7 protein-coding genes are annotated in these 12017 nt (G+C 74.2%); all 7 read right to left on the reverse strand.

From position 1 onward, the window contains the following. Positions 1-20 precede the first annotated feature (20 nt). The 7 genes from J2S41_RS11445 to J2S41_RS11475 all read right to left on the reverse strand — a co-directional run bounded on the left by J2S41_RS11445 (position 21) and on the right by J2S41_RS11475 (position 12015). Positions 21-6245 (reverse strand): eCIS core domain-containing protein, encoded by a 6225-nt coding sequence (locus tag J2S41_RS11445; RefSeq protein ID WP_310366531.1) that lies wholly within the window; start codon positions 6243-6245, stop codon positions 21-23. Continuing rightward, a complete protein-coding gene (locus tag J2S41_RS11450) occupies positions 6242-6790 on the reverse strand; it encodes a hypothetical protein (protein ID WP_310366532.1) in 549 nt (182 codons plus the stop codon). The genes J2S41_RS11445 and J2S41_RS11450 overlap by 4 nt, the downstream gene beginning before the upstream one ends. After that, positions 6781-8598, reverse strand: a complete 1818-nt coding sequence (locus J2S41_RS11455; RefSeq protein ID WP_310366535.1) for an ATP-binding protein — start codon at positions 8596-8598, stop codon at positions 6781-6783. The genes J2S41_RS11450 and J2S41_RS11455 overlap by 10 nt, the downstream gene beginning before the upstream one ends. Positions 8599-8603: 5 nt before the next feature. Further along, positions 8604-9800 carry a Pvc16 family protein gene (locus tag J2S41_RS11460; RefSeq protein ID WP_310366537.1) on the reverse strand — a complete coding sequence of 399 codons (1197 nt, stop codon included), beginning with the start codon at positions 9798-9800 and terminating at the stop codon, positions 8604-8606. Positions 9801-10095: 295 nt separating this feature from the next. Beyond that, on the reverse strand, positions 10096-10782 hold the full coding sequence (locus J2S41_RS11465) for a hypothetical protein (RefSeq protein ID WP_310366539.1): 687 nt from the start codon (positions 10780-10782) through the stop codon (positions 10096-10098). Next, the gene (locus J2S41_RS11470) at positions 10775-11485 is read right to left on the reverse strand and encodes a hypothetical protein (protein ID WP_310366542.1); all 711 of its coding nucleotides are present in this window, start codon (positions 11483-11485) and stop codon (positions 10775-10777) included. Before J2S41_RS11470 ends, J2S41_RS11465 begins: the two co-directional genes overlap by 8 nt. Before the next feature lie 5 nt (positions 11486-11490). Beyond that, positions 11491-12015 carry a phage tail protein gene (locus tag J2S41_RS11475; RefSeq protein WP_310366545.1) on the reverse strand — a complete coding sequence of 175 codons (525 nt, stop codon included), beginning with the start codon at positions 12013-12015 and terminating at the stop codon, positions 11491-11493. Positions 12016-12017: the final 2 nt, after the last annotated feature.

Below are 12017 nucleotides of genomic sequence, written 5' to 3' on the forward strand. Positions count from 1 at the left end.
CCGGTCGTGACGCGACGGTCTCACGGGGCCCTCGGCGTGCCGTAGAAGGCGCGCAGACGCGTCACCAACTCCGCCTCGCTCGGCACCAGGTAGACGGTGGACACCCCGCGCTGTTGGGCCTCCAGTGCGAGTGCACGGCTTGTCGCCTGCTTGTAGGCGTTCCAGGACAGATAGGCGCGCGCGATGATCGCGCTGGCCAGGAAGTCCTGCCGAGTGATGCCGACCGGGGAGAACGGAGCCAGGTTCACGCCCGCGGTGCCGGGAAGCATCAGGCCCGACGAGTGCAGTTCCGGGGGCCGTACCCCCGAAGGGTTCCCTCGGCCGGTGCGGCGCCGCCGCTGCGCGGGCATCTCGCCGGTGCTGACCAAGGTTTCGGCCGGCAACCGACCGGCACGGATCTGTTCTGAGGTGAGGGCTGTGGTGGAGGCGATCGGCAGATGCTCCCGTGCGTTGAAGCCTCTGCGGAGGAATCGGGTGGCCTCCTGACCGCCGAGCAGGACGTTGCGATTCAAATTGTTCGCAGCGGTCTGGAGCTGGTTGGTCGTGGCCCGAGAATTGAACTGCCGGAGCATCTGGGGGGTGGCCGGGTCGCCGGTGCTCGAGACGTGCCGCCAGAGGTCGACGAGATCGGCGTCGGCGGTGACGCCGCCGCCCAGCAACTCGCGCAGTTTCGCGATCTTGGCTGGGATGGAACGGGTGTAATCGCCGACGTGCCCGATGTGCGCCTGCGCGAGGTTGTCCGGCGTGTCGCGCAACTCCGAGTGAATTCTCGTCGCGCCCATCTGAATCTGCAGGCGACCGCTCAGCGGCCCGACGATCTCCTGAGCCCGCAGCCGGGTGCGGATGACCTCGGCTTGTGAAAGCCCGGTGATGTCCCACGGCTCATGCGGTCCGAGAAAGTGCACCTGGCGCTGGTTCGGCACGATGCCGCGCAGCATGTCCCCGACCGCGGGCTCGGTCGTCGCCAGAGGCTCCGGCCGGATCAGTTGCGAGCGCGGCGCCGCCGAAGCGGCTGGAGGGTGCCCGGCACTCGCCTCGGGTATGGCACCCGGAAGCCGGTCCGGCGTGCTTCGCAGGTCGCCTGCCATCCGAGGCGGCCCGTTGGTGCCGAACAACTGTCGTTCCGCGGCCTGAGCGCGCCTGATGAACAGTGCAACCGCCTCGGACGGGTTGTCGAGGATGAGCGCACCCGTATCCCGCCCCTGGGACGGGTTGATCCGGCCGAAGAGCGACCACTTCTGGCCCGCACGACGGGTCTGGAGCGCGTTGAGCAGGTAGCGGCCCTGGATCAGCAGCAGTCGTGGTTTGATCAACCAGGCGGCGATTTTGCGACCGGAGTAGCGGTTCGCGACCGCGACGCCCGCGTTCATGGCCTGGGTGAGCCGTGCGTCCTTCCGGGCCTCAGACCGCCGGTTCCGGTCTGTACGCCGGTCGGTCGCGCGGTGCCTCGTCCGATCGAACCGCGAGCGAAGATTGCGAACGGCCCGGGTCAGAGCGCGCCCGACCCGTGATCGGCGAAGCGGCCCGCCGAGTTGACGAAGCACCCGCCCGGCCCGGCGTACGCCATGTGCCACCGCGCGCCGGGCACCGCCGAGTGCTCGGCCGCCGCGTCGTCCGGCTCGACTGACCGCACGCGATGCCTGCCGCAGCCCTCGCCGGGCCGTGTTGACCGCCCGGCCGGCAGCCCTCCGAGCCGATCTCGCCCCGCGCCGAAGGCCCTTCATGATCTTCTGGGCGATGCCCTTGAGCTTGGTGGCGACGCCCTTCAGCGCCGTACCGAGCCGTACCATCAGGAAGTTCGTGACGAACTCCAGCAACGCCACCACGCCGGCGGCCATGGCCTGGGCGAAGAGGCAGGCGGCGTTGCCGCCCTTGACGGCCTTGAGGAACTCGAAGAACTTGCCGAACGCGGCGATGATCTGGCTGATCGACTGGTACGCGGCGACCAGGCCCTGTGCGATCGCGAGCACGGCGCCGGCGGCCGGGATGATCATCGAGATGAGCTTCTCGATGATGATGGTGGCGATCATGACGGGCAGTGACTTGATGACCGCCTGCCAGGCCATCCGGCCGACCTGGGCGACCGAGACGCAGCCCTTGACCAGCACGTCGTAGATCATTTTGCCGAGGCCGAGGATCGACTGGACCTTGGCGTTGAACCACTGCTTGACGGCGATCTTGATTTCGCCCCAGAGGTGCTGGCGGATGCCCTCCTTGGCGGCGGTGCCGAGTTTGCCCAGCCAGCCGATCGGGTCCGGCGCGATGTCCGCGATCAGCTCGGCCAGCATGCCGAGCGCGGCGATCGCGGCCTGGGCGAACTCGATCGCGCTGTTGACCACGGTGCGGACCGCCTCGACGGCGGCGAGCAGCAGTGTCTCGTAGACGGACAGCAGCGCCATCAGGCCGGCGGCCAGCAGATCCAGCAGCGCCTCGATGCCGGCTTTCAGGCGGTCGGCGAGCTCGTTCACGGTGGCGATCGCCCGGTCGCGCAGGCCCTCGATCGCGTTCCGGAAGCGGTCGCGCAGCTCGGGGAACGCGGCCAGCAGCACGTCCGCGATCGCGATCAGCGCGGTGGCCAGCACGGTGATGGCGGCCACGATCGCGCGGCGGGCGGCCTCGATCAGGCCGGTCGCGATCGACTTGAACGCGTCGATCAGGCCCTGCACGGCGCGGCGCGCGGCGTCGAACACGGCCTTCACGGCCGAGACGATCGCGTCGAACAGCGCGGACACCTTGCTCTTCACCCAGCCGAAGAAGCCGCCGTCCTCCTCGCTCTTGCGCTCCTTCTCCCGGCGCGCCTCCGCCTCGGCCTCGCGCCGCTCCTCCGCGATGTCCTCGTTGTGGTGCTCGCGCTCCGCCTCGATCTCGTCGTTGGCGTCGCGGTGCTCGGTGGAGATCTCGGTACGCGCGTTCGTGTGCTCGGTGGCGGCCTGCTCGCCGTTCTCGGTCAGCAACGTCTGCTGCTCGGCCCGCCACTCCTCGCGCTGGGCGGCCGACTCGGTCGCGACCCGGCCGCGCTCGGCGGCCTGCGCGTCCACGTTCTCCTGGAGCGTGGCCGCGACGTCCGCCTCGTGCTGCTGGTGCGCGGCGGCGGCCTCCTGCTCCTTCTGCTGCGCGCCCGCGGCCATCTGCGCCTGGGCCTCGCCGACCGACGCCTGGATCTGCGGGCCGCGCTCCTGCTGCGCCACCACGGACACGGCGGTCATCGGCACGCCGCCGGGCGGGGCCGCGGGCGCGGGTTGCGCGGTGCCGCCACCCGCGCCGGCCGGTGGCGGCACGTCCGCGGTCAGGGACTCCGGCGGTACGTCCGGGAAGACCTGATCCTCGCCGAGCGGCCGGCCAGCGTCGTCGGCCCCGACCGCGGCCAGCCGGCCGGACGTGTCCGCCAGCTCCTGACTCTGCCGGTCGGTGAGCGCCGGATCGGTCTCGCCGGCCAGCTCCACCTGCGGCGCCGGGCCGACGGTCGCGTTGGTCAGCGCCGGGTCGGTGGTCGGGACCGCGTCGACCGCCTGCTCGATCGAGCCCACGTCCGCGTCGGTCAGCTCGCCCTCGGGCGTACCGGCGATGGCCGGCGAGGACACCCGCGACGTCGGGGACTGCCCTGCGGGCACGTCCCGCGCCTGCGGGCCCTCCTGGTTGTCCGCGCCCTCCGGCCGTACCTGCTGAAGTCTTTGCACGTCGCTCGGCGCCGGCTCCGCCGCCTGCGGCGGGCCCTGCAGCGTCTGCGGCGCGCCGGACGGCCGCTCCATCGTGGGCGGTGCGGCCGCGACCGCGCCCTGTTCCTCCGCGACGGTACGGGTGGCGGCCTGGTCGACGCCGGCCAGACCGGTCTGCAGCTGGTGCGGCGGCAGCGTGGCGGTCGCGGTCAGCGCGGCGGCCGGCTCCATCCCGGCCACGTCCGCGGCCGGCGGCGGCTCGGGCTCCCGCTCGGCCGCGGCCGGGGGAGCGCCGCCACCGCCGCCTCCGCAGCCGCCGGCCTCGGCCTCGGTGTCTGTGGTCGGCTCCGGCGAACCGGCGCAGCCACCCCCGCCCGGCTCCAGCGACGCGTCCTGCGGAAGCCCTCGCTCGGCGACGGCGACAGGGCCGGACACCGTCGTCGCCTCGGCAGGGTCCGCCGTCATCGGCGCTTGGGAGATGTCCGGCGTCTCCACCGGACCTGCCGGTGTCGTCTCGACCCGCTGAGGCACGCCATCGGCGGCACCCGCTTCCGCGGTTGCGGTGGCCGGCTGGTCGGCGCCGACGGCGGGCTCGTCGAGTAACTGCTCACCAGGCGTGCTGAGCTGGCCCGGCGCGAGGTCGACGCCGAAGTCGTCATTCGCGGCAGCGCGTGGCTCGGACCGCTCCGTCCCGGGCGCGGCCTGCGCAACGCTACCTGGTTCCCCAGCCGGTGGTGCGATGCCGCCGGGTGACTGCCAGCCATCGGCCGCCGCGTCGGGAGCAGCTGTGACCCCGGGGCGCGGTGCACGGACCAGCCCGTCTTCACCGTCGCGTCGGGTCTCCTCGTTGTGCCTACTCATCGCGAGGGCACGGGCCGCTCCAGCATCGACGGATCGTGACTCCGCGGTCTCGCCCTCCCGTTGTCTAAGGCCCGTCAGCTCCGGGAAGTCGGGCACCTCGGCAGCCGGTACCTCTGGTGGTGGTGTCTCGTCCGGTCGAGCTGACAGATCAAGTTCAGGCGCGGCGGATGGCGGAGGCGTAGCCGACTCGTCATCGCTGTCCTCTGTCGTATCCGGTTCCAGATCGAGGGGCAGCTCATCCGCTTCGGCCTCGCGACCAGAATCCTCGATAACATTGTGCTTGGACAGCGGCTCGTTCGGGTCGCCGGCGACCGCGTCGACCTGGCCCTCCACCGCCTCGCCGACGCCGCCCGCGGCGTTGTCGCCGACCGGGGCGGCGGTGGCCGGGTCCCCGGCGCCCGCGACCGGGGCCGACTCCGCCGCCGGTTGCGCGCCGGGCGCGCCGGTGCCGGGCTGCTCGGGCGCGGCCTCCTCGGCCGTGCGCTGGTCGTCGCGTTCCTTCTCCGCCTTCTCGTCGCGCTCGCCCTCGGCCTTCTCCTCGTCCTCCTCGGCGCGCTCGTCCTGCTTCTCCCGCTCCTGCTCCTCGGTCTGTTCCTTCTCTTCCTCGGTCCTCTGCTCGGCCTCGTCCTCGGTCTCGGCGGGCGTCTCACCCTCGGCGGGCGTCTCGCCCTCGGCCGGCGTCTCGCCCACGGCCTCGGCCTGTTCGTCGCCCTCCTGGCCGACCTGCTCCTCGGTCTGCTCGCCGGCCTCCTCGGGCGTCGGCTCGCCGGGCTGCGGCGTGTCCTGGTCGGTGCCGGGCGCCTGGCCGGTGCCGTCCGCCTCCGAACCTTCGGACTCGCGCTGGTCACGCTGCTCCCGCTCGCTGTCCGCGGACTCCTCGGCGTCCTCGCGTGCGTCGCGGCGGTCCGATTCCGGGTCGGTGACCGGCATGGGTACGGACGCGAACTCGACCGCCCCGTCGCCCGGCGACGCGTCCGCCTCCGTGGTCAACGCGGTCACCCGCGCGTACTCCGCGGACGGCAGCCGCTGCTCCAGGCGTTCCAGCACGCCGTACCGCAGCTCCGGCGCCAGCCGGGCGAGTTGCAGGCGGACGCGGCCGGACGCGTCGGTGGGATCGCCGCGGAGGCTGCGCAGCACGCCGGAGGCGATCCGGTCGATCAGCGTGACCGGGTCCAGAACCTCGCCGCGCCGCAGGTCCGCGCTCTGCGTGGCGTAACGCAGCCAGCGCGCGCCGACCTGGCCGCGCGCGGCCACGTCCGCGGTGCCCGTGGCGGAGCCGGTCGCGATCGCCTCCGCCTCGCGCTCCACCGGCTCGACCGGGCGGCTCACCGCGCCCGCGTCGCGGCCGAGCAGCAGCGGGCCGGGCGCGTCCGGCGCCTGCACGGTGTGCAGAAGTTCATGGGCCAGCAGCCGTACGCCGTCGGCGGTCCCCGGGCGGTAGCGTCCCTCGGCGAAGAAGATGTCCTGGCCGACCGTCACGGCCTCCGCGCCGACCAGCTCGGTGACGGCGGCGGCGTCGCGGTCCGCGTGCACCCGCACCCGGCCGAAGTCGACGCCGAGCCGCGCCTCCATCTCGCGGCGCACGCCGGGCTCGATCGGCCGTCCCGGCGCGGCGAGCATCTCCCGCAGCTCACGCGGCACCCGCGTACCGGCGGCGGGGCGCTTCGCCCGCTTGGCGTCCGGCCCGTTCTTCGGCTGCCCCGCCCGCGCGGGGGCCGGCGCGGTCACGACCCACCCCCACCGGGCCGGTCGCCGTGGCCTGGCGCCCGATCAGGTAGCGCACCGGCGGACCGGTGGGCCGGCCCACCGGTCGACAGCCATGCACCGCCGGATGGACCGGCACCGCCGGATGGACCGGCACCGCCGGATGGACCGGCACCGCCGGATGGACCGGCACCGCCGGATGGACCGGCACCGCCGGATGGACCGGCACCGTCGGGGCCGATCGCACCGGTGCCGCCAAAACCGGATGGACCGGCGTCGGCCGAGCCGGATGCGGCGGTCCCGGCCGGACCGGCCGCGCCCGGATCGCCGCCCAGCCCGCGGTAGACCGCCCTGGCCAGTGCCCTCCCCGTCCGGCCCGGCGGCCCGTCGAGCGCCACCGGCGGCAGCCCGCCGACCTCGTCCACGCTCCGCGACACCGCCGGCAACCCGGACGCCAGCAGCCGCCCCAGTTCCGCCGCGAACGCCGCCGCCACCCGGTCGCGGTCCACCCGGGACAGCGACGCCGGCAGCGCCAGCGACTCGATCGACAGGTCCACGGTCAGTCCCACCCGGCCACCTCCGCCGGGGTGAGCGCGCGGTCGAGCTTCTGGTACTCCGTACGCGCCGCGGCCCGCACGTGCCGCATGCCGAGCGTCGCGCCCTCGTCCGCGGCCAGGAACGCGGCGGACAGGGCCACGTTGCGGATGCTGCCGCCCGCCACCGTGAGCTGCGCCAGCCGGTCGACGTCGAGTCCCTCGGACGGCGCGGACGCCGGGATCACCCGCCGCCAGATCTCGGCCCGCTCCGCCGCGCCCGGGAACGGGAAGTCGACCACGAAGCGGATGCGCCGCAGGAACGCGCTGTCCAGCGCCTTCTTCATGTTGGTGGTGAGGATCGCCAGCCCGCGGTACGCCTCCATCCGCATCAGCAGGTAGCTGACCTCGATGTTCGCGTACCGGTCATGGCTGTCCTTGATCTCGCTCCGCTTGCCGAACAGCGCGTCCGCCTCGTCGAAGAGCAGCAGCGCGCCACCGCGCTCGGCGGCGTCGAACACGCGGCGCAGGTTCTTCTCGGTCTCGCCGATGTACTTGCTGATCACCTGCGACAGGTCGATGACGAACAGGTCCAGGCCCAGCTCGGAGGCGAGCACCTCGGCGGCCAGCGTCTTGCCGGTGCCGCTGCCGCCCGCGAACAGCGCGGTCACGCCGAGGCCGCGGCGGAGCACGCCGGCGAAGCCCCACTCCTCGTAGACGATGCCGCGCCGCCGCACGTGGGCGACGATCTCCCGCAGTGTGTCCCGCTGCGCGGCCGGCAGCACCAGGTCGTCCCAGCGCGCGGCCGGCGTGATCCGCCGGCCCAGCGCGTCCAGCGCCATCCGCGCGGAGGCCAGGCCGGCGGCCCAGGCGGCCTCCGGCGAGTCCCCGGCGCGCCGCGCGGCGTCCCGGATCACGTGCGCGGGCAGCGCGAACTGTGCCGCGAGGTCACGGCCGCCGAGCGCGTCCGTCCAGAGCGCGCGCTGCTCGTCCGCGGACAGCGGCGGCACCGGGTGGACCGGCCGGTGACGATGGCCGGGCGGCAGCGGCTCGTCGGTGGAGATCAGCACGGGTACGCCGAGCCCGCCGGCGAACGCGTCCAGCCGCGCCCGGTCCGGCTCCTCCGCCTCGACCAGCAGCGCGGCCGGCAGCAGCAGCGCCTCCCGCTCCCACAGCCGGCCCAGCGCCGCCAGCTCCCGCGGATCGTCCGGCAGGTGCGCGCCGCGCAGCGCGTACAGCGCCAGCCCGGCCCCGGACGCGACCGCGGCGGCGATCTCCGCGCGCGTCTGCCGGTCCGCGCCGGTCAGCTCCGCCGGCGCGGGCGGCCCGTCGACCGGCTCGGCGGTCCACCCGTCCGCGATCGCGTCCGCCACCCGCTGGTGCGCGTCCGGCAGCTCGCCGTCCCACGCGGGCACCCGGGTGACCACGCCCTCCAGCGGCGCGGCCAGGTGCGGCACGCCGAGCAGGAAGTGCAGCACGCGCTCGTCGATGCGCAGCCGCGCGCCGGTCAGCACGCCCTGGTCGTCCACCGTGATCAGCCGCCACCGGCGCAGCGGCGCGACCGGGGTCAGCGCGCTCCAGTGCGGCTCGTCCAGGGTGGCCAGCGCCAGCGCGAACGTCGGATACGCCACGCCGCCGGCCTTGGCGCACCGGTCCGCCGCGCTCGGCTCGATCTCCATCGCCGCGGTCAGCACCAGCACGTCCCGCTCGAACCCGGTCAGCCCGAACGCGGCGCACACCAGGTCCAGCGCGCTCGGCCCGGCCGGCGGCGGCGCACCCGGCTCCGAGCCGTCGAGCCGGGCCAGTACCCGGTTGACGGCCGCCACCAACGCCGGACGGTGCATCGCGCTCACACCTCGACCGTCGGCCCGCTGAACGTGCCGCCGGTCAGCTCCAGCGGGCTCTGCGCGCCGTCGATCTGCACCCGCACCAGGTACGTTCCCGGCTCCACGCCGGTGATCGGCACGGTGAACCGGTCGGTGGTCACGCCCGGCTCGGCCAGCGGATGCGGCGCGTCGAACCGGTAGCCGCGCCCGCCCGCGCCGTCCAGCAGCAGCACCGCGCGCTGCGCCGCCAGCACGGACAGGTCGAGCTGCACCGTGACGCCGCTCGCCCCGGACGTGACGCGCGTGATCCGCGGCCGGCGCACGTACGCCACCACGTTCGACTCGACCAGGGGCCGCTGCCGGTCACCGAACGCCACGTCGTAGAGCAACTGCACCGGATGCGCGCCCGGCGGCAGCTCGGCCGGCTGCCCGACCACCACCCGCCGCTCCGACGAGGCCAGCACCGCGGCCGGCAGCCCGCCGACCCGCGCGGTCATCCCCGGCCGGGCCAGCCCGGTGCCGACCAGCACCAGGTCACGATCGGCGGTGACCGGCCCGGTGTCCGGCGCGCCGCCCGGCACCGCGGACAGCACGCGCTCCACGGCCGGCGCGGTGATCGGCGCGACCACGATCCGCCGGTCGAGCACCGGCAGCCCGCCGGCCGGCGTCGTGCGCCCGTCCAGCAGCACGGCCGTGGCCTGGTAGCAGACGGACAGCCCGTACGGCGTCTGCCCGAGCATCTGCCACAACCGCGACATGTCGTCCAGATCAAGCTGGTTCGGCGTGAACCGGACGCGCTGCCGCGACGCGGCGAGATCGCTGCCGGCCAGGAACGGCGCGGTCGCGGTGGACGCGTCGATGTCCGCGACGCTGAGCAGCGGCTCGTCGTACAGGCTGCGCACCACGGACCCGAGCAGCCGCTGCGGCACCAGCGCCTCCTCCGACCCGTAGCAGCTGATCACGTAGTGCAGGTCGACCGCGGCCTGCGCCCGCCGCAGCGGCGTGCCGTCCACCGCCCGGGTCGGCGCGTCACTGTTGCGCAGCGCCCCGTTCGGCGTGAGCTGATACAGAAAGATGGTGATCGTCGGATCGTCCGGCGGATCGATCGGCGGTCGCCCCGCCACCACGTTCACCCCCAGCGGCACGTCCTCCTGCACGGTCCGCCCGATGAAGTGCCGCAACGCCGCCGTCACCGCGGCCAGCGCCAACGCATTGCTCATGCCGGACTCCCCTCCGCGCCGCGGTCGCGCGGGAGTCGGCGCTGAGCCGACGGTTCGTTCGCACGCTCGCGCTGGCCGGGTTTCGCCGGTTCGGTGCGGTGGTGTGTGGGTCGGCGTTGAGCCGATGGTTCGTTCGCACGCTCGCGCTGGCCGGGTTTCGCCGGTTCGGTGCGGTGGTGTGTGGGTCGGCGCTGAGCCGATGGTTCGCTCGCACGCTCGCGCTGGCCGGGTTTCGCCGGTTCGGTGCGGTGGCGTGTGGGTCGGCGCTGAGCCGATGATTCGCTCGCACGCTCGCTCATGGCGCCTCCCGACTGTTCAAATAGGAATCGAGGCTGATTCGAGGATCAGGGCGGCGGGATGCGCGGCGGTCGGGGCGCTCGGCGGGTGGTGGTGCGGCGGAGATCTCGAGGCGCCCGATGCTGACCCTGATCACGGGGTCGGCGGGCGCGGCGGTGGCGCGCGGGGCGGTGGGCTCGGCAGTGGCGGCGCCGCGCGGGTCGAACGGCACCGGCGGCACCCGTCGCGCCGCCAGCGGCGCAGGATCAAAATCGGTCTTCGCCGGTACGGTGGACGCCGTCATCCGGGTTCGTTCCGGCTGCTCCGCCCCGGTCGTCACGGGCACCGCGCGCTCCACGACCGTCTCCACCACCTCGCCGATCGCGGCCGGTGCCGGCTCGGGCGCGCCCACCACCGCGGACGCGGCCGGGACCACCGGCGCGATCACGGGCGCCACCGGCGGCGGGGGAGCGGCCGGGGCCGGCGGCGGCACGACCGGCGCGCCGGGCACGTGCCGGACCTGCTCGCGCGCCGGTGGCCCGCCCGGCGCGGCGCGGGACGGAGCCGGCGCGTCCACCTCGACCTCCTGGATCTCCAGGCCGGTCACGCGCTCGAACGGCTGCGGCAGCCGGGGGCGCACCCACGACGGGTCCGCGGCCGGGACGCCGTGCGCCCGCTCGGCGAGGCGGTCGAAGAAGTCAGGCATGGCCGCTCAGCTCCAGGTAGTACCGCCGCCGGGTCGGGCTGATGGCCAGGATCTCCGCCTCGCCCCAGCCGTACGCGGTGGCGAGCAGGTGCACGTCGAGCAGCGTGGCGCGGGCCCAGGCGTCCAGTTCCGCCCACAGGTAGCCGCCGATGTCGAGCGGTGCCGTGCAGGTGGCCCCGCAGCCGACGCACGGGACCGTGAACCGCAGGTCTCCGCCCGGATCGGCCTCGGCCAGCGCGGCGACGACCGCGTCCGCGAGATCGTCCGGGATGTCGGAGGGCTCGTACGTACCGCCGATGCACCTGGAGAGCAGTGCGGCACGTGCGCGGGCGGCGGGGATCGAGGCCAGCGCGACGAGATCGCCCGCCGTCGGCGGGCGGGCGGTGATCCGCCGCCCGCCGTGCGTCACGGTGATCGTCGGCGGCGGGTCGGTCACGGCGTCGAGCAGCTGCGTGGTGTCCACGTCGAACTCCAACTCCTCTCCGCACCGTGCGCAGGTGAGGCGGCCGGTGAGCCGGTCGCCGAAGAGGCCGCGGCGCAGCCGCAGCAGGTCGCCGTCGCGCCGCCCGACCGGCGTGGCGAGCAGCGTCTCGGTGTCGTGACCGGGGCCGCGGGCGAGCGCGTGCAGCAGCAGCGCGCGCCGCGGCCCGGTCGCCGGCAGCCCGGACTCCCAGACCGCGAGCAGCTCGGCGGCCCCGGTCATCGCGATCAGGCCGGCAGCTGGATGACGGGCTCCTCGGGCTCGGGCACCTCGAGGTCGCGTTCCCAGCCCTCGCACTCGAGCTTGAGGCTCGAGATCGCCACCGCGTTCGCGTTCGCGTCCATCTCGCCGAGCGCCTGGAACTCGCTCGGCCAGCAGCGGTACAGCTTGTACGCCACCGCGACCTGACCGGCCTCGTTGAGCACCTGGATGACCACGTCCTTGCGGAAGTCGCGCAGCGACACCTCGGAGCCGAGGCCGCCGCCGACCACCCACGCCTTGGTGGCCCACTCGTCGAATGCGCGGTCGTGGGTCAGGCCCTTCTCCAGGGTGATCGCCTCGACCTCGGTGCGGCCGGGCGACTTGCGCGGCGTGCTCGGGTCGCCGCCGCTGCGGTGCTTGACCACCTCGGTCGTCCGCTTCAACGGGCTGATCTTGCTGACGCCGGCCACCACCCGGCCGTCCCAGAGCACCAGGAACTTGAAGTTCTTGTACGGATCGAAGCGCTGCGCGTTGACCGTGAACTCGGCCATGT

Origin of the sequence: Catenuloplanes atrovinosus, from assembly GCF_031458235.1 — a bacterium.
Lineage (GTDB): Bacteria > Actinomycetota > Actinomycetes > Mycobacteriales > Micromonosporaceae > Catenuloplanes > Catenuloplanes atrovinosus.

Coding starts and splice junctions, on each gene's coding strand:
- J2S41_RS11470 (WP_310366542.1), bottom strand. CDS start 11,485: ATGACCGGGGCCGCCGAGCTGCTCGCGGTCTGGGAGTCCGGGCTGCCG.
- J2S41_RS11455 (WP_310366535.1), bottom strand. CDS start 8,598: ATGCACCGTCCGGCGTTGGTGGCGGCCGTCAACCGGGTACTGGCCCGG.
- J2S41_RS11460 (WP_310366537.1), bottom strand. CDS start 9,800: ATGAGCAATGCGTTGGCGCTGGCCGCGGTGACGGCGGCGTTGCGGCAC.
- J2S41_RS11475 (WP_310366545.1), bottom strand. CDS start 12,015: ATGGCCGAGTTCACGGTCAACGCGCAGCGCTTCGATCCGTACAAGAAC.
- J2S41_RS11465 (WP_310366539.1), bottom strand. CDS start 10,782: ATGCCTGACTTCTTCGACCGCCTCGCCGAGCGGGCGCACGGCGTCCCG.